Origin of the sequence: Microbacterium sp. LMX7-1.2, from assembly GCF_040675935.1 — a bacterium.
Taxonomy (GTDB): Bacteria; Actinomycetota; Actinomycetes; order Actinomycetales; family Microbacteriaceae; genus Microbacterium.
This window is the reverse complement of record NZ_JBEGIL010000001.1, coordinates 282,656-305,539: the sequence shown is the minus strand read 5'-3', so window position 1 is coordinate 305,539 and position 22,884 is coordinate 282,656. Positions and strand designations below refer to the sequence as shown.

Here is a 22,884-nt window from a genome sequence, read left to right as displayed (position 1 = left end):
GGCTGGGTCTCACGGGGCGGTGGCCAAGCTGGTTAAGGCAGTGGGCTCATAACCCAACGATCGCGGGTTCAAGTCCCGCCCGCCCTACCGTTCTCTCTCGCGCATCCATCGAGTCGCTGTACGTTGTCGCGTCCGGAATGACCGGGTAGGCTGGCGCCAGCATCGTATACGATGACGATCCGCTTCGAAGGAGAGGTGGTCCCATGGTCCTCAGCACCCGAGATGAGCGACCGGTCCACGGCGAGGTCCTCGGCATCAGCGGCTTCCGAGCCGCCGTGAACGACTCGTTCGTACCTCTGCAGGTGTCAAGCGCGCGCCCGGACGTGTTCCGCGGCGTGATCCGAGGAGCTCAGGTGGACGAGTTGCACATCACGGACGTGCGCGCGACCGAGCATGTGGTCGAGCGCACGCCCGAGCTCATCGCCCGGGGAGACAGCCCGTACTTCAAGGTGAGCATGATGCTCGCCGGAACCGGGATGCTGATCCAGGACGGCCGCGAAGCGGTGCTCGGCCCCGGCGATCTCGCGATCTACGACACGGATCGGCCGTACACCCTCGCGTTCGAGGACACATTCCGCACCATGGTCATGATGGTTCCTCGGCATCTCGTCGCGGTGCCGAGCGAGATCCTCGGTCAGCTCACCGCCGTGCGGATGTCGGGATCGGAGGGCATCGGTGCGCTCGTCGCGCCGTACCTCGGTCAGCTCGCCGACAACCTCGACCAGGTCGTCGGGTCGACCGGTGCACGGCTCCTGCACAGCGCCATGGACCTCCTCACGACGGTCTTCACGCGCGAGCTCGGCCTCGACGCGGCGAGCGATCCGCATCGCGCGATGATCCAGCGCATCCACGCGTACATCGACCGCAACCTCGCGTCACCGCAGCTCGGGCCGACCTCGATCGCCGCGGCGCACTTCATCTCGACGCGGCACCTCCATGGTCTGTTCCGCGAGCAGGGCACGACCATCTCGACGTGGATCCGTATGCGCCGACTGCAGCAGTGCCAGCGCACGCTCGTGGATCCGGCATCCGCCGCCCGCCCGGTGGCGGCCATCGCGGCGCAGTGGGGCTTCCCGGACGCGGCCCACTTCAGCCGCGTGTTCAAGGCGACCTTCGGCGTCTCGCCGAGCGAGTTCCGCGCGACTCACTGACCGCACCGCGCAGCCGATCACGCGGTGCGGCGCACGCCGACCTCAGCCGTTGACGATCTGCGGTACCGCGACCGACTTGAGTCCCTCGACGCCGAACTCGAGGCCGTACCCCGATCCCTTCACGCCGCCGAACGGGATCATCGGATGCACCCCGCCGTGCGAGTTGATCCAGACGGTCCCCGCCTGAATCCGAGCCGCGACGGCCCGGGCCTCGTCCCGGTCTCCCCACACCGACGCGCCGAGACCGACATCGAGGCCGTTGGCGCTGCGCACGGCATCGTCCACGTCGCTGTACCGGATGATCGGCAGCGCGGGTCCGAACTGCTCCTCGTCGACCAGCGGGGCTCCGTCGGCGATGTCGGCGACGAGCGTCACGGGATAGAACAGTTCACCGAGCTCGGACGCCGGGGCCCCGCCGGTCACGATCCGCGCGCCGCGCTCCCTGGCGTCGTCGACCAGGCGCGAGACGATGTCGAACTGCGCGCGGTTCTGCAGCGGTCCGAGCACGTTGTCCTCGTCGAGGCCGTTGCCCATCCGCGTCGCGGCGGCGACCGCGGTGAGCTCATCCACGACCTGGTCGTACAGCGAGTCGTGCACGTAGAGACGCTTGAGCGCCGCGCACGTCTGCCCGGTGTTGATGAACGCCCCCCAGAAGAGGTCCTGCGCGATGGCGGCGGGGTCGGCGCTCGGCAGTACGATCCCCGCATCGTTCCCGCCGAGTTCGAGCGTGAGACGCGCGAGGTTCTGCGCGGAGCCCTCGACGATCCGCCGCCCCGTCGCCGTCGACCCCGTGAACATCACCTTGCCGACGAGCGGGTGCGCCGTGAGTCGAGCGCCGATCTCGCGGTCGCCGGCGATGCCGATCAGCACATCGGAGGGGAGCACGTCGTTCAGCACGGAGAGCAGGGCGAGCACGCTGAGAGTCGTGTACTCGCTCGGCTTGACGACGGCGGTGTTGCCCATCCGGAGCGCGGCGGCGATCTGCCAGACCGTGATCATGAGCGGCCAGTTCCAGGGTCCGATCGCTCCGACGACCCCGATCGCCCGGTACGTCAGCTCGGCGTGGCCGGTCTCGTCGTCGAGCACGACCTCGGTCTCGAGCACGGTCGAAGCCGCGGTGCGCAGCCAGGCGGCGCAGGCGCCGACCTCGAAACGCGCGTTGGGTCCGTTCAGCGGCTTGCCCTGCTCCCGCGAGAGCAGACGGGCGAGCCCTTCGGCGTGCTGCTCGACGGCGTCCGCGGCTGCGAGCAGGAGTCGCGAGCGCTCGGCATGGCCGAGGGACTCCCAGGCGGGCTGCGCGGCACGCGCGCGGGCGACGGCGTCCTCCAGGTCGACGGGCCCCTGCTCGGGGGCGCGTCCGATCGTGACGCGCGTCGCGGCGTCGGGCACCTCGCGGCCACGCGCGCCGTCCGCGCCGATCCGCTGCAGCAGCGTCTCCTCATCGGCGCCGAGTGCCGCGGCCGTGATGCCGGTCGTCTCCTGCGGCGATGCCGTACTGCGGACGGTGGATGTGGGTTCGGACATCGGTGTCTCCTCTGCGCGGTCGCGGTCTGCGCACCGGCGTCGCTCCCGTGCGCGAGTCCCAGTCTGCGCGGCTCGACGCCCGCCGGCTTGTCGAGGAGTGCGCAGTGGATGCGCGTGCGCGAACGGTCGGCCGCGACGCACACGGATCGCTTGTCGGCCTCCGATCGCGCTCCTAGCATCTGGGCATGACCCACCATCAGCATCAGGTGCAACCGCATGACAACGCCGACCTCATCCCGGTGCGGGCGAACCGCGAGTCGGCGCCGCGGCATCCACTCGATCCGCTGTCCGCCGAGGAGATCGCCGCAGCCCGCGAGGTGCTCGTGAGCGCCGGACTGCTCACCGCTGCTGTCCGTGTGCCGATGCTGCTGCCGGACGAACCGTCCAAGCAGGAACTGAGCACCTGGTCGCCCGGCACTCCGATGGATCGGCGCGTGGACGTCACCCTCCTCGACACCGAGACCGGCGCAGTGACGGAGGCGATCGTGTCCGTCACCCGCCGCGAGCTGGTCTCGACGCGGAGACACGATCCGGCGACGCCTCCCTACGGTCAGCCCCAGTACTTGTTCGAGGAGTACGAGCGCGCTGCCGAGATCGTCAAGGCCTCACCGGAGTGGCAGGCGGCGATGACCCGCCGTGGGCTGGCCGATCGCGCCGAACTCGCCTTCTGCTCCCCGCTCGCTCCCGGGTTCGTGGGGCGTGCCGAGGAGGTCGGCCGCCGCGTCATCCGCTCCCTGACCTTCCTGCGCGACAGCGAGGACGACATCCCCTGGGCGCATCCGGTCGAGGGCCTGATCGTGCACGTCGATCTGATCACGAACACGGTGATCGGGGTCGAGGACGAGGGCGACGTCCCGGTGCCGTCGGAGCACGGGAACTACACGCCGGAGGTCGTCGGCCCGGCGCGCACCACGCTCAAGCCGATCGAGATCACTCAGCCGGACGGGCCGAGCTTCCACGTCGACGGCTCTGCCGTGCAGTGGGAGAACTGGTCGATGCGCATCGACTTCAACGCGCGTGAAGGCCTCGTGCTGCATGACGTGCGGTTCGACGGCCGCCCGGTGCTCACCCGCGCGAGCGTCCCCGAGATGGTCGTGCCCTATGGCGACACCTCGCCGACGCGCTTCTGGATCAGCTACTTCGATGCGGGGGAGTACCTCCTCGGCAAGAACGCCAATCATCTGGAGCTCGGGTGCGACTGCCTGGGCGTCATCCACTACTTCGACGGCCATGTCGCCGACGACCACGGCAATCCGATGCTGATCCCGAACGTCGTGTGCATGCACGAGGAGGACGCCGGCATCCTGTGGAAGCACACCGAGCAGGGGCCGGTGGGGTCGCATGTGCGCCGCTCCCGTCGTCTCGTCGTGTCGTACTTCTCCACCATCGGCAACTACGACTACGGGTTCTACTGGCACTTCTCGCTCGACGGCACGATCCGGCTCGAAGCGAAGGCCACCGGCATCGTCTTCGTGGGAGCGGGCGAGCCGGGTACGGCCGATCCGCACGCGCCGGAGATCGCTCCAGGGGTGTTCGCCCCGGTGCACCAGCACTTGTTCAGCGCCCGCCTGGACGTCGCGATCGACGGGGAGGACAACCGGCTCGTCGAGATCGACGCGACGCGCATCCCGATGGGAGCAGCAAACCCCTTCGGAAACGCGTTCACCTGGACGGAGACGCCGTTGGTCTCCGAAGCCGGAGCGCAGCGCGTTGCGGACACCTCGGTCGCGCGTGTCTGGGAGGTGCAGTCCGCGTCACGTAGGAACCGTCTCGGGAAGCCCACGGCCTATCACCTCGTGCCGCAGCCGACCGCCCTGCTGATGGCCGACCCCGGGTCGACGGTCGCTGCGCGAGCCGCGTTCGCCACGAAGCACCTGTGGGGCACGGCGTACGACGCGGAAGAGCGCTGGCCCGCCGGTCGCTACCCCAATGCGCATCAGGGAGGAGCGGGTCTCCCCGCTTACACACAGGACGACCGCGGCCTGGACGGCGAGGACATCGTGCTGTGGCACACCTTCGGCCTGACGCACATCCCGCGCCCCGAGGACTGGCCCGTGATGCCCGTCGACCACACCGGCTTCACACTCAGCCCCTACGGCTTCCTCGACGCGAACCCGGCCCTCGACGTCCCCGAGTCGAGCCAGGCGCACGCGGAAGCCGAAGGCGGATGCGGTCAGGGCGAGCACTGCACCTGCGGCTGAGGCTGAGCACGGACACGGAGAAGAGGGGCGGATGCCCGGCACCCGCCCCTCTTTCGCGTCCCCGCGCCTGCGCCCTATGGAGCGGTGTCGGCGGCTCCGGTTCCCACGGGTTCGTCACCGAGCACCGGCGCTCCGATCTGCTCGGCGCCGTGGCCGATCCGCGCGTAGACCTCGGGACGAGCGCGACGCAGCCAGAATCCCCACAGCACCGCGGCGGCGGAGGGCACGAGGATCGCGGCGGGCAGGATGAAGGACGTCGGAGTGGTCTCCGCCTGACCGAGCAGCACGTCCCAGTTCGCGAGGATGAGGACCCACACCGTTCCGAGAGCGAAGAGCGAGACGAACGGCGCGACGACGCGGCTCCCGACGCCGACGTCGCGGGCGTCCCGACGGAAGAAGCCGATCACGGCGACGGAGACGAGCGCCATGAGGAGCACGAGACCGAACGCGCCGAGGTTCGTGAGCCACGTGAAGAGCGTGAGCACCGGGAACGGCCCGGCTGCCGGGTCCCAGCCGATCTCGCCGACCGCGAAGCCGAGCACCACCACGACCGCGATCGCCGTCTGCAGCAGCGAACCCGCCCACGGTGCACCGCTCTCGCGACGGATGGAGGCCAGCCCGCCGGGGAGCACGCCCTCGCGCCCGAGTGAGAACGCGTACCGGGCGACGGCGTTGTGGAAGCTCACGACCGCCGCGAACACGCTCGTGATGAAGAGGACCGACATGATGTCGACCCAGATAGCTCCGAGGCGCGCGAAGACGAAGTCGAAGAACAGCGGGGGACCGGCCTCGGCCGCCGTGATCCCCGACGGGTCCATGATCTTCTCCGGACCCACGGCGAGTGCCAGCGCCCAGGAGGAGATCGTGTAGAAGATTCCGATCACGGCGACTGCGAGGAAAGTCGCGCGCGGAATCGTGCGCTTCGGGTCTTTCGACTCCTCACCGTAGATCGCGGCGGACTCGAAGCCCATGAAGGCAGCGATTCCGAAGGCCAGCACGGCGCCCACGCCCGGCACGAAAAGCGCCGCGGGACTGATCGGGGCGGCAGTGAGCTGTTCGGCGGGGTTCGCGAAAGCGACGACATCGAACACGATCACGACCACGAACTCCAGGGCGACGAGGACGCCCAGCACCTTGGCGGACAGATCCACTCGGTTGACGCCCATCACCGCGACGACGGCGATTCCGGCGAGCACCCAGATCCACCAGGAGATCGCGACACCGGTCTTGGATTCGATGAACGACGACATCTGGAAACCGAACATGCCCCAGATGCCGACCTGCATGGCGTTGTACGCGATCAGGGCGAGGACTGCGGCTCCGATTCCGGCCGGTCGGCTGATGCCCTGTGAGACATACGAGTAGAACGCGCCGGCGTTCGTCACGAAGCGGCTCATCGCCGCGTAGCCGATCGCGAACACCGCGAGCGCTGCGGCGAGCACCACGAAGCCGAAAGGGACGCCGAGCACGTGCGTCACCGAGAAGGCGCTCGTCGACCCGCCGGCGATGACGGTGAGGGGCGCAGACGCCGCGACGATCATGAACGCGACGGCGGGCACCCCGAGACGGCGATGCGCCTCGGTGCGGGTCGTCAGCGGGGCGGATGAGGACATGGCAGCTCCTTCGGTGCAGTGCGGCTCGACGCCGTGCTCCCATCGTGTCGCCACCCCGCTCGCCCTGGTTGTCGGGGGGAGCACGGTGCTTGTCCGTGGCGGCAGGTGTCGGTCGCGCAGGGCGGCCTCACGGCAGTGTGGAGGCGGGGCCGCCGTCGTGGACGGTCGGACGGGATGGACGAATGGCGGGCATGTGGCTGCATCTCATCGCGGCGATTCTCATGGTCGCGCATCTCGGCGTCGCCGCCGCGGCCGGACGGTCGCATCTCGCACCCCTGTGCGGCGATCTCGTGATGGTCCTGGGCATGCTTGACATGGCGGCAGGATCCCTCGTGCTCGATCCGGTCGCGTGGTGCGGCGTGAGCATCGTCACCGCACTCGGGATCGCGATGTCGCATCGGCGCCGTCGGATCGGGGCGACCGCCGGCGCGCGGTTCGACGATGCCACGGTGCGGACGGCGTTGGCGCTCGTGCTGATGGGCGTGGTGCACCTGGTCGCGATGCCGCATCACGTGGTCGAGGATCCGGGGACGCATCATCACGCGACGCCACTCGTCCCGTTCGTCCTGGTCGGGCTCGCGGCACAGCTGACGGCATCCGTCGTGGCTGCCGCGAGGACGCGGGACACACGCATACGGGCGTCCCGGCTGCTGACCGCCGGAGCGACGATGGCGATGGGCGCGGCGCTCCTCATGCCGTGATGCGCATGACTCCGGCGGAGCGCGCCGCGTTGTCAAGCCCCTTCCAGACGTTCGGACCGCGATGGCAGTGTCGGGCCGTCAATCCACCCGAGGAGGCATCACCATGACCATCGGCACCGGAGTTCTGCTGTTCGTGATCGGCGCGGTACTGGTCTTCGCGCTCAACGTCCAACTGGACTGGATCGACCTCGACATGGTCGGCTACATCCTGATGGCTGCGGGAGCGCTGGCCTTCGTGATCGGTCTGATCCTGCTGGTGTCTCGACGCGGCCGTCGGGATCGCGTCGTCCGGGATCGCGTCGTCGAAGACGACGTGCTCTGAGGCGCCGGATCGGATCGGCGGCTCCCTCGCCGTCAGTCCGATCCGGTCTCCCGGACGTCCGCGGCCTCCGGCAGCTCCGGCGTCTCGAGGTGCTCGTCGACGAGGGTGATGCCACCGCTCGAGTTCGCGGTGTGTGCGAGGTCCTCGATCCATCGACGACTGAGTTCGGGTGTCTCCGGCTCCTGGAACACGAACCGCAAAGGGATCGACGGGTGCAACCAGATCGTCGATCGCCCCTGGGGCTGTCCGTCCGGGTGACGCCAGGACAGGGTGAAGCTCTCGTTGCGGCGGAGCTTGGTCGCGACGACGACCTTCAGATGCGCGAGCGCTCGATCTTCGATCTGGATCGGCTCGGAGTCGCCGTAGAAGAGGGATCCCATAACCCGGAATCTACGGAGTGAACCGAGAGAGAGCGCTCGCGGGCCCCGCGACTCGCGGGCGCGCGCACAGTCTCTGCGTGCGGTGTCATCTGCGGTGCGCGGCGGCGGTCACGGACGGAGACACGCCGAAGGCGTCCCGGTAGGCGGCGGCGAAGCGCGAGGGATGGCTGAAACCCCACCGTCGCGCGATCTCGGCGACCGTCTTGGGGGACCCGGCGCGCAGTTCGCGGTGGGCGCCGTCCAGCCGCGCCTGCCGAAGGCATTCGGCGGGGGTGCGGTCCAGCGCGCGTCGGAACGCGTACTGCAGGCCTCGTGTCGAGATGTGCACGGATTCGGCGACCTCGTCGACCGTGATGCCGCGATGCGCGTTCTCGGCGATGAAGTCCAGCGCCCGACGGACGAGCGCCGGTGCAGGACCGGCCTGCGGCGAGCGGGCGCGCGGATCGCGCGCGGTGGTCGCGAAGGCGGACAGCGTGACGGCGGCCGCGTGGCGCGCGAGCTCCGCGCGAAGCACCTTGTCGTCGGCGTCGAGGCCAGCGACGCTCTGCTCCAGGTACGCGACGGTGCGGTCCCAGGTCGCTCCGGCCTGTGCCGAGATCGAGGAGAGCGCAGTCACGTGCAGGGTGAGCGTGTCGTCGCCCGTGATCCGCCGACCGAGCCGTTCGAGACGCGCGCGGTCGAAGACCAGTGCGGTCACGTGCGCACCCGCGTCCCAATGCGCATGAACGCGCGGTCCGTCAGTGATCCAGGGTCGCGTCGGATCGAGGTCGTGGCGATCGGAGTGCAGTCGGACGTCTGATCCGGCCACGCGGCACGCGAGGAACTGCGCCTGCGGCTCGGCGGTGGAGTGCACCTGAGCGGCGAGGTCGTAACGCACGAGGCTGACACCGTCCAGGTCGGCCGAGTGCCACTCGAAACGGAAGCGCTGCGGATCGACATCGTGCAGCGTCGCCGAGGGGACGTACTGGCGCCACGTCTCCTCGACACGGGTCACGTCACGGGTGGAGAAGTGCACTCGAACCGTCCTCGGAATCGACGGCACGGTGCCCACGCACCGGCCACGTGCCGTCGATCGCGTCGTCGGGGTCCAGTCGACCCACGCGGATGAAGTACTCCGTCAGACTCGCGGCCTGCGAGCGCGCCCACCCGATCTGGCGGTCGTGCAGCTCGGTGAGCGTCTCCGGCAGGACGAATCGGCGGGCGAGCGCCTGAGCCACACGCCCTGCGGCGACAGCATCGGCCGCGGCCTCGTGCGCGTCGTCGAGCGGGACGGCGTAGTGATCGGCGACCACCTGCAGCGTCCTCTTGCCCGGACGGTAGCGGTCGTACGCCTTGTCGATCACGAGCGGGTCTACGACCGGGGAGGGGCTCTCCAGAGGGACGATCCCGTGACGACGCGCCTCGTGGGCCAGCAGAGAGAAGTCGTAGGCCGCGTTGTAGGCGACGACCGGGACGCCCTGCGACAGCAGGGAGCGCAGTGCGGAAGTGACCTGCTCGACGACCTCCGCAGCCGGCCGTCCGAGGGCACGCGCATGCGACGTGGTCACGCCGTGGACGGCCGTGGCGCCCTCGGGAATCGGGATTCCCGGATCGGCCAGCCAGTTCCGCGCGGCGATCTCGGTACCGCCGGCGTCCAGCAGGCCCACGTGGGCGGTGACCACGCGGTCGGTCTCGACATCGACTCCCGTCGTCTCGAGATCGAACACCGCGACGCGGGTGATCCAGGACGGGAGCGGGGGGAGCGAGGGCATGGATTCACCGTAGAACGGAGCGCGGACATAGCCGGGTAGGGACACGAAGCGATAGGTCGCCGCGCTTAGACTTGGGCCATGCCCGTGCCCTCGCCGTATGCCGATCGACTGAGCCGCCTGACGGTGCAGCGCCATGAGGTCGAGGTGCGGGGTGCGCGCACGGCGTACTGGGTGTACGGACCGGACGACGCCGAGACGACCATCCTCGCTGTGCACGGGTTCCGTGGCGACCATCACGGCCTCGAGTCTGTTCTCGCGTACCTGCCCGAGGCCCGCGTGATCGCCCCGGACCTGCCCGGATTCGGTGAGTCGACGCCCGCATCCGGAACCCGGTACGACCTCGACGAGTACGTCGCCTGGCTGCGGGAGTTCGCGACCTCCCTCGCGCCCGGCGCCGTGATCCTCGGGCATTCCTTCGGCTCGATCGTCACGGCTGCGGCCGTCGCCGCCGGCCTCGAGACACCGAGGCTGATCCTGGTGAACCCGATCGGAGCGCCGGCGCTGGAGGGGCCGAAGGGCATCATGACCCGTCTCGCCGTGCTCTACTACGCGCTCGGCGCGCGGCTGCCCGAACGCCTCGGGACCGCACTGCTGCGCAACCGCGTCATCGTCCGGGTCATGAGCATCGCGATGGCCAAGACCTCGGATCCCGTGCTGCGCCGCTTCATCCACGATCAGCACGACACGTACTTCTCGCTGTTCGCGGACCGCGACGTGCTGCGCGATGCCTTCGTCGCGAGCGTGTCGCACGACGTCAGCGAGTACGCCGAGTCGATCGACGTGCCGACCCTGCTGATCGCCGCGCAACGCGACGACATCACCCCGATCGAGGTCGAGCGGGAGCTCGCGACGCGGTTCGCCGATGCCGAACTCGTCGAGATCGCCCACGTCGGGCACCTGATCCACTACGAGACGCCGGCCGAGGCCGCAGGCGCGGTCCGCCGCTACCTCAGGATTCCCGTCGCGCGAGGCCGATGAGCCCCGCCACCCGGAACGGGATCACCTCGCCCATCGCGAGCGAGGTCTCGGTGCGCTCGACGCCCTCGATCGAGAGGATGCGCGCGTCGGTGTCGAACAGGTGACGGGCGTCCCTGCAGGCGACCCTGGCCAGGAGGTCGATCGATCCGCTGAGACCGTGCGCCTGCACCACCTCGGGTATGCGGGCCAGCTCGTTGATGATGCGCGGGAGCTCGGTCTGCCTGACGCCGATGCTGACGAAGGCCTGGAGCGGGAAGCCGAGCACGTCGGGGGCGAAGGACCGCTCGTACGAGAGGAAGACGCCGGTCTGCTCGAGGCGGGCCATGCGCGCCTGGATGGTGTTGCGGGAGAGGCCGAGGCTCTCGGCGAGCGCGACGATCGTGATCCGCGGATCATCGGCGAGAGCGGCGAGAAGTTCCAGATCGATGCGGTCGAGTCCAGCCATAGTGCCAAAGGGTAGCAGGGGCGGATCCCGTCAAATTGAGCAACATGCTCAAGCGGCTCTTCATTGCTTGAGCGAGGTGTTGAGCGGACGTACGCTCGGAGCAGCCGGTGACGATGCCGGCCGCCACGTGCCGCGTCCCACGAGGACGGCCACGAACGAGGAGGACGATGATGTCACCGCAGATCACGCCGATCGCCGACACCGCCCAGGATCTCGAGCTCTCCGAGCGCATCCTGACCCCGGACGGACAGCGGGTGGCGAACCCGCAGCTCGACCCCTACGTCGCCGAGGTCGACGCCGCGCAGCTGCGTGCCCTGCACCGTGACATGGTGGTCCTCCGGCGGATCGACGCGGAGGGCGTCGCCCTCCAGCGCCAGGGGCAGCTCGGACTCTGGGCTCCCTGCCAGGGGCAGGAGGCGACGCAGATCGGCACGGCCCGTGCACTCGCCCCGCAGGACTACGTCTTCCCCAGCTATCGGGAGACCGGTGTCATCTACGCGCGCGGCGCCGAGCCCGGCGACTACGTCCGCATGTGGCGTGGAGAGGAGGGCGCGGGACACGACCCGAATGCTCTCCGTGTCGCCCCGCTGCAGATCATCATCGGCGCACAGACCCTGCACGCGGTCGGCTACGCCCTCGGCATCCGCCACGACGGCGCGGACGAGGTCGCCGTCACGTACTTCGGCGACGGGGCCACGAGTCAGGGCGACGTGAACGAGGCCATGATCTTCGCCGCGTCGTACCAGGCTCCTGTCGTATTCGTGTGCCAGAACAACCACTGGGCGATCTCCGAGCCGGTGGCCCTGCAGTCGCAGTACCCGATCGCCGGCCGCGCGCCCGGTTTCGGCATCCCCAGCGTCCGCGTCGACGGCAACGACGTCCTCGCCTGCATGGCGGCGATGCGCTGGGCGCTCGACCACGCGCGCTCCGGCAAGGGCCCCGCGTACATCGAGGCCGTGACCTACCGCATGGGTCCGCATACGACCGCCGACGACCCGACCCGCTATCGCGACGCGGAGGAGCTCGAGTCCTGGCGTCGCCGCGATCCCATCGCCCGGCTGGAGGCGCATCTGCGCTCCCTCGGCGAACTCTCCGAGGAGCACCTCGCCGAGACGCAGGCTGCGGCCGACGACATCGCGCGCCGGATGCGCGCGGAGTGCCTCGGCATGGTGACCAGGCCGCCGCTCGCGGTGTTCGACGGGGTCTACGCAGAGCCGCACTCGGGGCTCGAGCGCCAGCGGGACGAGTATGCCGCGTATCTGGCGTCGTTCGAGAGCGAGGCCTGAGCATGGTGGAGATGACGCTCGGGAAGGCGCTCAGCGCCGGTCTGCGCCAGGCGATGCGCGACGACGACAAGGTCGTTCTGCTCGGCGAGGACATCGGCAGGCTCGGCGGCGTGTTCCGCATCACCGACGGCCTCCTCGACGAATTCGGGGCACAGCGGGTGATCGATACGCCTCTCGCCGAGTCCGGGATCGTCGGGATGGCGGTGGGTCTGGCGTTCCGCGGCTACCGCCCGGTCGTCGAGATCCAGTTCGACGGCTTCGTCTACCCGGCGTTCGACCAGATCGTGGCGCAGGTCGCGAAGCTGCACTATCGCACGCAGGGGCGTGTGAAGATGCCCATCACGATCCGGATCCCGTGGGCCGGGGGCATCGGCGCGGCCGAGCACCACTCCGAGTCCCCCGAGGCCTACTTCGTGCACACCGCCGGCCTCCGGGTCATCGCCGTGTCGAATCCCGAGGACGCCTATCGCAGCCTGCGTCAGGCGATCGCGAGCGACGACCCCGTGATCTTCTTCGAGCCGAAGCGGCTCTACCACCACAAGGGGGAGGTCGACCTGGATGCCCCCCTGGCCGATGCCGCCCCCATGGGACTCGCGCGGGTCGTGCGCGCGGGGTCGGACGCCACCCTCATCACGTACGGGGCGATGCTCGCGACGGCGCTGCAGGCGGCGGAGGCGGCGGAAGACGAGGGGATCTCTCTGGAGGTCATCGACCTGCGCTCACTGTCGCCCGTGGACTACGACTCGGTCGCTGCGTCCGTACGCAAGACCGGTCGCGTCGTCGTGGCGCACGAGGCCTCGCGCGAGGCGGGGGTCGCGGCGGAGGTGATCGCGAGCGTCACGGAGCGCTGCTTCGAGTACCTCGAGTCCGCGCCGCTGCGTGTCACCGGTCACGACGTTCCGTATCCTCCCGCGAAGCTCGAGAAGTACCACCTGCCGGATCTCGACAGGATCCTCGACGCGGTGGATCGCGTCCTCGATCGCCCGAACAGCCTGACGGGAGCAGACGCATGATCACCGAGTTCCGACTGCCCGACCTCGGCGAAGGGCTCACCGAGGCGGAGGTCGTCCAGTGGCTCGTCGCGCCCGGCGACCCGGTCGCGCTCAATCAGACGCTCGCGGAGGTGGAGACCGCCAAGGCGGTCGTCGAGCTGCCCTCGCCCTACGAAGGGACCGTCTCGACGTTGCACGCAGAGGCGGGTGAGACGGTCGCGGTCGGCGCGCCGCTGATCGCCTTCGACGTCGCCGGCGACGACGGCCCCGGAGCGGATGCGGGAGGTGGCGGTGCCGAGACGGAGAGGGTGCAGCCGAACCTCGTGGGGTACGGCGCGGCTCCGGCAGCATCCGGTCGTCCTGCGCGTCGTGCCCGCCGCGCGGGTGCCGTGCCGGTCGCCGACACCGCCGTGCTCGAGGCCGCTCCGCACGATGCCGAGCCCACCGCCCACGTCGAGACGGTGGTCGAACGTCCGCGGTCGACCCCGCCCGTGCGCGCCTACGCGAAGCGTCTCGGCGTCGACCTCGTCCTGGTCGCCGCGACCGTGGGCGACCGACTCATCACGCGTGACGACATCGACGTGTACGCGCAGCGCACCGGTATCGCGGGCGCGACCACCGAGCATCCGCAGCCTTCTGCAGCAGCTGCGTACACGCCGTCCCCGGTCGGGGGAGCGCCCGAAGCGGAACGCGAGGTCCGCATCCCGATCCGCGGGGTCCGCAAGCACACGGCGGCCGCGATGGTGGAGAGCGCCTTCACCGCTCCGCACGTGACGGTCTTCCACACGGTCGACGTCACGGCGACCATGGACCTGCTCGCATCCTTCCGTGGGGACAGGACCCTCTCCGATCACCGGATCGGGCCCCTCGCCGTGATCGCCAAGGCCGTGTGCCTCGCGCTGGGACGCACTCCCGGGCTCAACTCCCGCTGGGACGAGTCGGCTGGAGAGATCGTCCAGTTCCGATACGTCGACCTGGGCATCGCGGCGGCCACGGACCGCGGCCTCATCGTCCCGAACATCCGCGACGCGGAGGCGCTGGCCCTTCCGGAGCTCGCGGATGCGATCACGCGACTCGCGACCACGGCGAGAGCAGGGCGGACGTCACCGGCCGAACTGGCGGGCGGCACCTTCTCGATCTCCAACATCGGCGTATTCGGCGTGGACGCGGGGACCCCGATCCTCCCGCCCGGGCAGTCCGGCATCCTCGCGGTGGGCGCCGTGCGACGTCAGCCGTGGGAGTATCGCGGCGAGATCGCGCTGCGCCAGGTGATGACGCTGAGCCTGTCCTTCGATCACCGTCTGGTGGACGGCGCCGAAGGGGCGCGCTTCCTCAAGGACGTCGCCGACGTGCTGGAGGAGCCCGGGCGGGCGATGCTCCTCAGATAGCGGCGCGCAGCGCGGCCTCCGCCATCGCGATCAGCACGATCGCGGTGGCGGGGTCCTGACGGACCGCGGCGCGCGTGCTGTGCGGCGTGGAGTTGATGAGACCGAAGCAGGCCTGCACCCGCAGGCGCAGCTCCTCGGGGGCTGCGTCGACCAGCGGCTCCAGGGTGCGGATCCAGAGTTCGATGTACGCGCGCTGCAGGCGTCGGACCGCGGCGCGGTCGTCCTCCGCGAGGTGGGCGACCTCCTGGTCGTGCACCCGGATGACATCGGCGTGCCCGAGGGCGAACTGGACGTGGAAGGCGATCAGAGCCCGCATGCGCGCGTCGTCGACGACGGCCGCGTCGGCGACGTCGGTGCCGCCGGTGACGAGGTCTTCGCTCACCTGGACCAGCACGGCTCCGAGCAGGGCCTGCTTGCCCGCGAAGTGGCGGTAGACCGCGGGGCCGGATACGCCGACGGCGGTGCCGATGTCCTCGAGGCTCACACCGTTGTATCCGCGTTCGGCGAACAGGTGGGCGGCGGCGCGCAGGATCGCGTCGGAGCGCTCGGCCTTCGCGCGGTCGCGGGCGGTGACGGGGCTTGTCATCTCAGTTAATCCTCGCTAACCTGATGAAACGGGTTAGTGCACACTAACCGGAATATCGTCGAGTGCGCCAGATCGTTACCGAGGCGCGACGTGGGTCGAGGAGGACTTCACGATGCCCGATACCCAGGAGTCCCTCGCCGCGCAGCTGCGAGACCGCCTCGCCACCGTGTCACGCGGTGGACCGGAGGCCTCGCGCGCGCGACACGTCGCCCGAGGCAAGCTGCTCCCGCGGGAACGCGTGGCACGGCTCCTCGACGAGGGGAGCCCCTTCGTCGAGATCGCCCCGCTCGCCGCCGAAGGGCTGTACGGGGGAGAGGCGCCGGCGGCCGGAGTCATCGCCGGCATCGGACTCGTGCACGGCCGCCACGTCATGGTCGTCTGCAACGACGCGACCGTCAAGGGCGGCACGTACCTCCCGCTCACCGTCAAGAAGCACCTCCGGGCGCAGGAGATCGCGCTCGAGAACCGGCTCCCGTGCCTGTACCTCGTCGACTCCGGAGGGGCGTTCCTTCCCCAGCAGGACGAGGTCTTCCCGGACCGCGACCACTTCGGACGCATCTTCTTCAACCAGGCGCGCATGTCGGCGGAGCGGATCCCGCAGATCGCCGCGGTCCTCGGCTCCTGCACGGCCGGCGGCGCCTACGTGCCGGCGATGAGCGACGAGACCGTGATCGTCCGCGGACAGGGCACGATCTTCCTCGGTGGTCCGCCGCTGGTGAAGGCGGCCATCGGCGAGGTCGTGACGGCCGAGGAACTCGGCGGGGGAGAGCTCCACGCACGACGCAGCGGAGTCGTCGACCATCTCGCCGAGGACGACGAGCATGCCCTCGAGATCGTGCGTGACATCGTCGCGACCCTCCCGGCGCCGCTTGCTCCCGCCTGGGACGTCGTCGATTCGGTCGCCCCCGCCGAGGACGGGTCCCTGTACGACGTCGTCCCGGTCGATGTGAACGCCGCCTACGACGTGCACGTGGTGATCGAGCGCCTGATCGATGCCGACACCTTCCACGAGTTCAAGGCCGAGTACGGCACCACGCTCGTCACGGGGTTCGCGCGGTTGCACGGTCACCCGGTGGGGATCGTGGCCAACAACGGCGTCCTCTTCGGCGAGTCCGCGCTCAAGGGCGCCCATTTCATCGAACTGTGCGATCAGCGCGGCATCCCCCTCCTGTTCCTGCAGAACATCACCGGATTCATGGTCGGATCGGATGCCGAGGCCGGCGGCATCGCGAAGGACGGGGCGAAGATGGTCACGGCTGTCGCGAGCACCCGCGTGCCGAAGCTCACGGTCATCATCGGCGGCTCGTTCGGAGCCGGGAACTACTCGATGTGCGGCCGCGCCTACTCGCCTCGTTTCCTGTGGACCTGGCCCGCGAGCCGCATTTCGGTGATGGGCGGCCCGCAGGCGGCATCCGTCCTCGCGACCGTCAAGGAGGACCAGCTCGCGTCCCGCGGCGAATCCTGGGATGCCGAGGAGCGCGTCGCGTTCGAGCAGCCGATCCGCTCGCAGTACGAGACCCAGGGGGAGCCGTACTACGCCACGGCGCGGCTCTGGGACGACGGGATCATCGACCCCGAGCAGACCCGCGACCGCCTCGGACTCGCGCTCGACGTCATCTCCCGCTCCCCACTGCCCGAACCCCGCTTCGGCCTCTTCCGGATGTGACCACGTGACCACTACTCCCGTCTACGCCGCCCCCTCCTTCACGACCGTGCTCGTCGCGAACCGCGGCGAGATCGCACGTCGCGTGATCCGCACGCTGCGTGCGCTCGGTATCCGCAGCGTCGCCGTCTACAGCGATGCCGACGCCGATGCTCCCCACGTCCGAGAGGCCGACGAGGCCGTGCGCATCGGGCCCGCCCCTGCGGCGGGGTCGTATCTCGACATCGATGCAGTCGTGGCCGCTGCGCGTCGCACGGGGGCGCAAGCCATCCACCCGGGCTACGGGTTCCTGTCCGAGAGCGTCGGCCTCGCCGAGGCGTGTGCCGAGAGCGGGATCGTCTTCATCGGACCCGGGATCGATGCGCTGCAGATCATGGGTGACAAGGCGCGTGCCCGCGATCACGTCGTGCGCTCAGGCGTTCCGGTCGTTCCCGGATTCGACGCCCGCGGGCTGTCCGACGACGAGATCGCGGAAGAGGCCGACGCCGTCGGATACCCGCTGCTGGTGAAGCCGAGCGCAGGCGGTGGAGGAAAGGGCATGGAGGTCGTCTCGGACGCCACCGGGCTCAGCGCCGCCCTCGCCTCCGCGCGACGGGTGGCGAAGGCGGGATTCGGCGACGACGCGTTGATCCTCGAGCGACTGATCCGCCGGCCGCGCCACATCGAGGTGCAGGTCTTCGGCGACGTCCACGGAACGGTGATCACGCTGGGGGAGCGCGAGTGCACTCTGCAGCGGCGTCACCAGAAGGTGATCGAGGAGGCGCCGTCCGCCGGCATCTCGGACGAGACGCGCGAGCGTCTGCTGCGCGCCGCGATCCAGGCGGCGGAGAGCGTGGACTACGTCGGGGCGGGGACCGTCGAGTTCCTGATCGACGCCGACAGTCCCGACGAGGTCTTCTTCATCGAGATGAACACCCGGCTGCAGGTCGAGCATCCCGTCACGGAAGAGGTCACCGGACTCGACCTCGTGGCGCTGCAGCTGCATGTCGCTGCGGGTGGCGCACTCGACAAGGGACCCGCGCTGCGCGGTCACGCGATCGAGGCGCGCATCTACGCCGAATCCCCCGAGCGCGGCTTCCTGCCGTCGACCGGTCGTGTCCTCCTGTTCGATGCCCCTGAGGGCGTGCGGGTGGATGCCGCGGTCGAGACGGGATCGGAGGTGACCGGGTTCTACGACCCGATGATCGCGAAGGTCATCACGGTCGCGGAGGATCGTGCGACCGCCCTCCGACTCCTCGACGATGCACTCGGTCGCACAGTCGTGCTGGGCGTCGAGACCAACATCGCTTTCCTCCGAGAACTGTGCCGAGACCCGCGCGTCGCCTCCGGCGACCTCGACACCGGCATCATCGAGACCCTGCTCCCGGTCGCGGAGCAGGCGCCGTCTCCGGAGATGCTCGCTGCCGCGGCCGCCCGGGTTCGGGAGAGCGATTCGGCGCATGCCCACTCGCGTCGAGCGATCGAGCGGGCAGGATCGGTGTGGCTCTCGCTCACCGATCCGACTGCACCGTCTCTCGCGTTCCTCAGCGACAGCGGCGACGTCGTCGAGGCGGGATCGGCGGGGCCGGTGGGGGCCGGGATCGTCACGGCCGTCGATGCGGACGGGGCTGTGTGGGTGAGCACCGACGGGCGCACGGCGCGTCTGCGCCCGCTGGACCGCCGCGCACGCCTTCGCCATCGGCTCGCTGCGCGCGAGCAGGAGGCCGCGGCCGGCGGCCCGGAGGGGCTCGCGCCCATGCCGGGCAGCGTCGTCGCCGTGCATGTGATGGACGGAGCGGCGGTCAGGGCCGGCGATCCGCTCGTGTCGATCGAGGCGATGAAGATGGAGCACCAGGTGGTCGCTCCGCGGGACGGGACGGTGCATCTGCTCGTCGCGGTAGGAGACCAGGTACGACGTGACCAGGCGGTCGCGCGAGTCACGACGGAGGAGAGCGCATGAACGAGCAGCTGACGGACGAGGAACGCGAACTCGCAGGGATGGTGCGGGAGTTCGCGGAGACCGTCGTCGCGCCGCAGTCCTACGAGGCGGATCGCACGCACACGCTCTCGATGGACGTGGTGGCGGCGATGGGCGACCTCGGGCTGTTCGGGCTGCCGTTCCCCGAGGAGTACGGCGGACAGGGCGGCGACTACATGGCGCTCGGCATCGCGATCGAGGCGCTCGGCCGTGTCGATCAGTCGATCGCCATCACGCTCGAGGCCGGAGTGAGTCTCGGCGCGATGCCGGTCTTCCGCTTCGGGACCGAGCAGCAGAAGCAGGAGCTGCTTCCCGATCTGCTCGCGGGGAAGGCCCTGGCGGGCTTCGGTCTCACGGAGCCCGAAGCAGGCAGCGACGCGGGTGCCACGCGCACCACCGCGCGCCTCGACGGAGGAGAGTGGGTGATCGACGGCTCGAAGCAGTTCATCACCAACTCCGGCACACCGATCACCCGATTCGTGACGGTCACGGCCGTGACCGGGGCCTCCGAGGGGCGCAAGGAGATCTCGACGATCATCGTGCCCAACGGCACACCCGGCTTCACGGTCGGGGCGGCCTACGACAAGGTCGGCTGGAACGCCTCGGACACGCATCCGCTGACCTTCACCGGCGCCCGCGTCCCCGAGTCGAACCTGCTCGGAGAACGCGGGAGCGGCTTCCGCAACTTCCTCAGCATCCTCGACGAAGGACGCATCGCGATCGCCGCTCTCTCCACGGGCGCCGCGGAGGGTTGCCTCGAGGCCGCCGTGGACTACGCCAAGAGTCGCACGATCTTCGGCAGCGCGCTCAGCACCCGCCAGAACGCCCAGTTCACGCTCGCCCGGATGCGTGCACGCGTGCACACGGCCCGCCTGGCATGGCACCATGCGGCCCGCCTGCGCGACGCCGGCCGGCCGTTCGCCGAGCAGGCCGCGATCGCCAAGCTCGTCGCGGGCGAGGCGGCGATGGACAACGCCCGCGATGCGACCCAGATCTTCGGCGGCAACGGCTTCATGAACGAGTTCCCGGTCGCCCGGCACTACCGCGACTCGAAGATCCTCGAGATCGGCGAGGGCACCACCGAGGTGCAGCTTCTCGTGATCGCTCGGGCCCTCGGGCTCGCCGGGTAGCGTGGTCGATATGCGACACACAGAAGCGCCGAACAGCAGCGAAGGGCCGACGAAGGACGTCGTGCAGCGCGGACTGTGGTTCGAGGAGTTCGCCCTCGACGCCCGCTACCTGCATCGTCCCGGGCGCACGGCGACCGAGACGGACAACGTGCTCTTCACGACCCTGACGATGAACACGCAGGCCCTGCACCTGGACGCGGCCTTCGCGGACGCGCAGGAGCCGTTCGGCGCGCGGCTCATCAACTCGATGTGGACGCTGTCGACCATGGTGGGCGCCTCCGTGGCGCAGCTCACGCAGGGCACGCTCGTCGCGCAGCTCGGATTCGGAGAGGTCTCGTTCCCGCATCCGCTGTTCGCGGGCGACACGCTCTACACCGAGAGCACCGTGGTCGAGAAACGGCTGTCGGCCTCTCGACCGGGGCAGGGCATCGTGCGGATCGCGCACACCGGCCGCAACCAGGACGGCACGGTCGTGGCCACGGCGACGCGATCGGTCCTCGTCCGCTGCGCCCCCGAGGGAGACGACCGATGACCTTCGCTCTGGGACCCGCGCTGCTGTTCTGCCCGGCCGATCGCCCTGAGCGTTTCCGCGGCGCACTCGAGAAGGCCGACGCCGTGATCCTCGACCTCGAGGACGCCGTGCTCCCCGACGCGAAGGCCACCGCCCGCGGCAACCTCATCGACGCCGACCTCGATCCCGATCGCGTGATCGTGCGCGTGAACGCCCCCGGCACCGAGGCGTTCGTCTCCGACCTGTCGACCCTGTCGCAGACCGACTTCCGCACCGTGATGGTCGCGAAGACCGAGGATCCCGCCGCACTATCGGCGTTCGACGAGCGATTCGACCTGATCGCTCTGTGCGAGACGGCCCGCGGCGTCCACTTCGCGGATCGGATCGCCGCGCATCCGCGGATCGTCGCGATAATGTGGGGCGCGGAGGATCTCGTCGCGTCTCTGGGTGGGACCGCGAGTCGGACCGCCGACGGGGTGTACCGCGACGTCGCCCGCTACTCCCGCTCTCGTGTGCTCATTGAGGCGGGAGCGCACGGGAAGGCGGCCATCGACGCGGTGCACATCGCGATCGACGACACCGACGGGCTGCGCCGCGAGGCGGAGGATGCGTCGGCGTCGGGTTTCGCCGCCACGGCGTGCATCCACCCGAGCCAGGTCGGCGTGATCCGCGCGGCCTACGCCCCCGCTGAGGAGACGGTGTCCTGGGCACGAGACGTGCTCGCCGCCGCCGCGACGGAACGCGGTGTCTTCCGCTTCCGGGGCCGCATGATAGACGAACCCGTGCTCCGGCACGCGCGCTCGGTGCTCGACCGGGCACACTGACCGCGGACTCAGACGAGGATCGCGTGCTCCAGGAGGCGGAGCGAGCCGGGCGACGCCTCGAAACGATGCACTGATCCGTTGGCGAGCGCATCGCCGACGCGGGGGAGCGTGCCCCCGGAGACATGATCGATCAGCGAGCGGATCACGCCGCCGTGCGCTACCACGATGACGGACTCGGCCAGTGGTGCGGATCGACGACGGGAGTCCCGGGCGATTGCGTCGATGGCCGCCAGGGCGCGATCGGCCACCGCGCCGAGCGTCTCGGCGCCGGGCACGGGGGCGAGCCAGTCGCCGTACTGCTCGAGGTAGTCGGCGACGAGCATGCCCTCGCCCTCGCCGAACTCGCGCTCGCGCACGTCCCGCACGAGGTGCGGCGCGTCGAGCCCGAGCTCGTCCGCGATGATCTCCGCGGTCTCACGGGCACGCACGAGGGGACTGGAGTAGATGGCGTGGTGAGTCGTGTCGGCGAGAAGGCCGGCGGCGGTCCTGGCATCCGCCCGGCCGGTCTCGTTCAACGGGATGTCGGTCGAGCCCTGGATGCGACGTGCGAGGTTCCAGTCGGTCTGGCCGTGACGGACGAGCGTGATGAGGGTCATGGAAGAAGCTCCTGAAGGGCGGGGAGCACGTCGCCCGTGCCGGCGGCGATGGTGATGTCCGCCCAAGGATCGGCACGTGTCGGCTCACGGTTGATGATGACGAGGGGGATGCTGCGGCGTCGCGCGCGTTCGACCAGCCGCACCCCGGAGTTGACCACGAGCGACGACCCCGCGACGATGAGCGCGTCGCTCGAGCGCAGCAGCGACTCCGCCGCACGGAAGCGGTCCTGGGGCACGTACTCGCCGAAGAAGACCACGTCGGGTTTGAGCATCCCGCCGCACACGGTGCACACGGGCACGACGAAGCCCTCGGTGCTCTCGGGCAGCACGTCGCCGTCGGGCGCGAGCTTCACGTTGTCGGGGACGGTGATCCAGGGATTGAGGTCTTCGATCTGCGTCGCGACGTCGCGACGGTCGAACACCTGGCCGCAGTGCAGGCAGGTCACGCGGCGCATGGTGCCGTGCACTTCGATGACGTGCGAGCTTCCGGCTCGCAGGTGCAGTCCGTCGACGTTCTGGGTGATGACGCCCGTCACGTGGCCGGTGGACTCCATTGTGGCGAGGGCGCGGTGCGCGGCGTTGGGCTCGGCGCGGGCGAACGCGCGCCAGCCGAGGTGGCCGCCGACCCAGTAGCGACGGCGCGCGGCCTCGTCGCCGAGGTAGCGGTCGATCGTCATGGGATCGCTGCGAGTGCGGGAGCCCTCGCCTCGATAGGCCGGGATGCCGGAGTCCGTGGAGATGCCGGCTCCCGTGAGGAGCGCGATCCTGCGGCCGGCGAGGAGTTCTGCGGTGCGAGCGACGATGGCCGACAGCTCGACGGGACTCGATGCGCTCACAGGACCTCCTCCTCGAGTCTAGGCGGTGGCGGCGACACCGGAAGGCGGG

At 69.9% G+C, this 22,884-nt stretch carries 22 protein-coding genes and 1 tRNA gene; 14 read left to right on the top strand and 9 right to left on the bottom strand.

What is annotated here, in order from left to right:
* The first annotated feature begins 13 nt into the window (after nucleotides 1-13).
* Both MRBLMX7_RS01500 and MRBLMX7_RS01495 read left to right on the top strand, forming a co-directional pair.
* Nucleotides 14-87 (top strand) — tRNA-Ile (locus tag MRBLMX7_RS01500).
* A 116-nt stretch (nucleotides 88-203) separates the two neighbouring features.
* Nucleotides 204-1,151: a helix-turn-helix domain-containing protein gene (locus tag MRBLMX7_RS01495; protein WP_363365884.1), complete on the top strand. Its 948-nt coding sequence runs from the start codon at nucleotides 204-206 to the stop codon at nucleotides 1,149-1,151.
* 42 nt (nucleotides 1,152-1,193) lie between these two features.
* Here the strand turns inward: MRBLMX7_RS01495 and MRBLMX7_RS01490 are convergent, their stop codons facing one another.
* The gene (locus tag MRBLMX7_RS01490; RefSeq protein ID WP_363365883.1) at nucleotides 1,194-2,675 is read right to left on the bottom strand and encodes an aldehyde dehydrogenase family protein; all 1,482 of its coding nucleotides are present in this window, start codon (nucleotides 2,673-2,675) and stop codon (nucleotides 1,194-1,196) included.
* A 185-nt stretch (nucleotides 2,676-2,860) separates the two neighbouring features.
* Between MRBLMX7_RS01490 and MRBLMX7_RS01485 the strand changes: the two genes are divergently transcribed.
* Complete coding sequence (locus MRBLMX7_RS01485) at nucleotides 2,861-4,876, top strand: primary-amine oxidase (protein WP_363365882.1); 2,016 nt, start codon at nucleotides 2,861-2,863, stop codon at nucleotides 4,874-4,876.
* A gap of 74 nt (nucleotides 4,877-4,950) precedes the next feature.
* Here the strand turns inward: MRBLMX7_RS01485 and MRBLMX7_RS01480 are convergent, their stop codons facing one another.
* Nucleotides 4,951-6,489, bottom strand: a complete 1,539-nt coding sequence (locus MRBLMX7_RS01480) for an APC family permease (protein ID WP_363365881.1) — start codon at nucleotides 6,487-6,489, stop codon at nucleotides 4,951-4,953.
* Nucleotides 6,490-6,680: 191 nt separating this feature from the next.
* Here MRBLMX7_RS01480 and MRBLMX7_RS01475 point away from each other — a divergent pair, with 191 nt between their 5' ends.
* Nucleotides 6,681-7,190 (top strand): hypothetical protein, encoded by a 510-nt coding sequence (locus tag MRBLMX7_RS01475; RefSeq protein WP_363365880.1) that lies wholly within the window; start codon nucleotides 6,681-6,683, stop codon nucleotides 7,188-7,190.
* A 103-nt stretch (nucleotides 7,191-7,293) separates the two neighbouring features.
* On the top strand, nucleotides 7,294-7,512 hold the full coding sequence (locus MRBLMX7_RS01470; protein ID WP_050721018.1) for a DUF6458 family protein: 219 nt from the start codon (nucleotides 7,294-7,296) through the stop codon (nucleotides 7,510-7,512).
* 32 nt (nucleotides 7,513-7,544) lie between these two features.
* Here the strand turns inward: MRBLMX7_RS01470 and MRBLMX7_RS01465 are convergent, their stop codons facing one another.
* The 3 genes from MRBLMX7_RS01465 to MRBLMX7_RS01455 form a co-directional block, all read right to left on the bottom strand.
* Nucleotides 7,545-7,892, bottom strand: coding sequence for a hypothetical protein (locus tag MRBLMX7_RS01465; RefSeq protein WP_363365879.1), 348 nt, complete (start codon nucleotides 7,890-7,892; stop codon nucleotides 7,545-7,547).
* Nucleotides 7,893-7,977: 85 nt separating this feature from the next.
* A complete protein-coding gene (locus tag MRBLMX7_RS01460; RefSeq protein WP_363365878.1) occupies nucleotides 7,978-8,886 on the bottom strand; it encodes a helix-turn-helix transcriptional regulator in 909 nt (302 codons plus the stop codon).
* Nucleotide 8,887: 1 nt separating this feature from the next.
* On the bottom strand, nucleotides 8,888-9,643 hold the full coding sequence (locus MRBLMX7_RS01455) for an exonuclease domain-containing protein (protein ID WP_363365877.1): 756 nt from the start codon (nucleotides 9,641-9,643) through the stop codon (nucleotides 8,888-8,890).
* A 78-nt stretch (nucleotides 9,644-9,721) separates the two neighbouring features.
* On the opposite strand from MRBLMX7_RS01455, the gene MRBLMX7_RS01450 reads away from it, so the two are divergent.
* Complete coding sequence (locus MRBLMX7_RS01450; protein WP_363365876.1) at nucleotides 9,722-10,621, top strand: alpha/beta fold hydrolase; 900 nt, start codon at nucleotides 9,722-9,724, stop codon at nucleotides 10,619-10,621.
* On the opposite strand, the gene MRBLMX7_RS01445 is transcribed toward MRBLMX7_RS01450, so the two are convergent.
* Nucleotides 10,593-11,066 (bottom strand): Lrp/AsnC family transcriptional regulator, encoded by a 474-nt coding sequence (locus tag MRBLMX7_RS01445; protein WP_050721013.1) that lies wholly within the window; start codon nucleotides 11,064-11,066, stop codon nucleotides 10,593-10,595. The genes MRBLMX7_RS01450 and MRBLMX7_RS01445 overlap by 29 nt on opposite strands.
* A 170-nt stretch (nucleotides 11,067-11,236) precedes the next feature.
* Here MRBLMX7_RS01445 and pdhA point away from each other — a divergent pair, with 170 nt between their 5' ends.
* From pdhA to MRBLMX7_RS01430, 3 genes are read left to right on the top strand one after another with little or no spacing between them, the layout of a single operon-like run.
* The gene (gene pdhA / locus MRBLMX7_RS01440) at nucleotides 11,237-12,352 is read left to right on the top strand and encodes a pyruvate dehydrogenase (acetyl-transferring) E1 component subunit alpha (RefSeq protein ID WP_363365875.1); all 1,116 of its coding nucleotides are present in this window, start codon (nucleotides 11,237-11,239) and stop codon (nucleotides 12,350-12,352) included.
* Nucleotides 12,353-12,354: 2 nt separating this feature from the next.
* Nucleotides 12,355-13,365 (top strand): alpha-ketoacid dehydrogenase subunit beta, encoded by a 1,011-nt coding sequence (locus MRBLMX7_RS01435; protein ID WP_363365874.1) that lies wholly within the window; start codon nucleotides 12,355-12,357, stop codon nucleotides 13,363-13,365.
* Complete coding sequence (locus tag MRBLMX7_RS01430; RefSeq protein ID WP_363365873.1) at nucleotides 13,362-14,732, top strand: dihydrolipoamide acetyltransferase family protein; 1,371 nt, start codon at nucleotides 13,362-13,364, stop codon at nucleotides 14,730-14,732. Before MRBLMX7_RS01435 ends, MRBLMX7_RS01430 begins: the two co-directional genes overlap by 4 nt.
* On the opposite strand, the gene MRBLMX7_RS01425 is transcribed toward MRBLMX7_RS01430, so the two are convergent.
* Nucleotides 14,725-15,318 (bottom strand): TetR/AcrR family transcriptional regulator, encoded by a 594-nt coding sequence (locus MRBLMX7_RS01425; protein ID WP_050721010.1) that lies wholly within the window; start codon nucleotides 15,316-15,318, stop codon nucleotides 14,725-14,727. The genes MRBLMX7_RS01430 and MRBLMX7_RS01425 overlap by 8 nt on opposite strands.
* 112 nt (nucleotides 15,319-15,430) lie before the next feature.
* Between MRBLMX7_RS01425 and MRBLMX7_RS01420 the strand changes: the two genes are divergently transcribed.
* The 5 genes from MRBLMX7_RS01420 to MRBLMX7_RS01400 are packed head-to-tail and all read left to right on the top strand — an operon-like array spanning nucleotide 15,431 to nucleotide 21,403.
* A complete protein-coding gene (locus MRBLMX7_RS01420; protein WP_363365872.1) occupies nucleotides 15,431-16,984 on the top strand; it encodes a carboxyl transferase domain-containing protein in 1,554 nt (517 codons plus the stop codon).
* Nucleotides 16,985-16,988: 4 nt separating this feature from the next.
* Nucleotides 16,989-18,920, top strand: a complete 1,932-nt coding sequence (locus MRBLMX7_RS01415) for an acetyl/propionyl/methylcrotonyl-CoA carboxylase subunit alpha (RefSeq protein ID WP_363365871.1) — start codon at nucleotides 16,989-16,991, stop codon at nucleotides 18,918-18,920.
* Nucleotides 18,917-20,068: an acyl-CoA dehydrogenase family protein gene (locus MRBLMX7_RS01410; RefSeq protein WP_363365870.1), complete on the top strand. Its 1,152-nt coding sequence runs from the start codon at nucleotides 18,917-18,919 to the stop codon at nucleotides 20,066-20,068. The genes MRBLMX7_RS01415 and MRBLMX7_RS01410 overlap by 4 nt, the downstream gene beginning before the upstream one ends.
* A gap of 10 nt (nucleotides 20,069-20,078) precedes the next feature.
* The gene (locus MRBLMX7_RS01405) at nucleotides 20,079-20,600 is read left to right on the top strand and encodes a MaoC family dehydratase (RefSeq protein WP_363365869.1); all 522 of its coding nucleotides are present in this window, start codon (nucleotides 20,079-20,081) and stop codon (nucleotides 20,598-20,600) included.
* Nucleotides 20,597-21,403: an HpcH/HpaI aldolase/citrate lyase family protein gene (locus MRBLMX7_RS01400; RefSeq protein WP_363365868.1), complete on the top strand. Its 807-nt coding sequence runs from the start codon at nucleotides 20,597-20,599 to the stop codon at nucleotides 21,401-21,403. The genes MRBLMX7_RS01405 and MRBLMX7_RS01400 overlap by 4 nt, the downstream gene beginning before the upstream one ends.
* Nucleotides 21,404-21,411: 8 nt before the next feature.
* Here MRBLMX7_RS01400 and MRBLMX7_RS01395 read toward each other — a convergent pair whose 3' ends face one another.
* Together MRBLMX7_RS01395 and MRBLMX7_RS01390 are read right to left on the bottom strand one after the other, a co-directional pair.
* Entirely contained in the window at nucleotides 21,412-21,999 is a 588-nt protein-coding gene (locus MRBLMX7_RS01395; RefSeq protein ID WP_363365867.1) for a histidine phosphatase family protein, read from the bottom strand.
* Nucleotides 21,996-22,835, bottom strand: a complete 840-nt coding sequence (locus tag MRBLMX7_RS01390) for a Sir2 family NAD-dependent protein deacetylase (protein ID WP_363365866.1) — start codon at nucleotides 22,833-22,835, stop codon at nucleotides 21,996-21,998. The genes MRBLMX7_RS01395 and MRBLMX7_RS01390 overlap by 4 nt, the downstream gene beginning before the upstream one ends.
* Nucleotides 22,836-22,884: the final 49 nt, after the last annotated feature.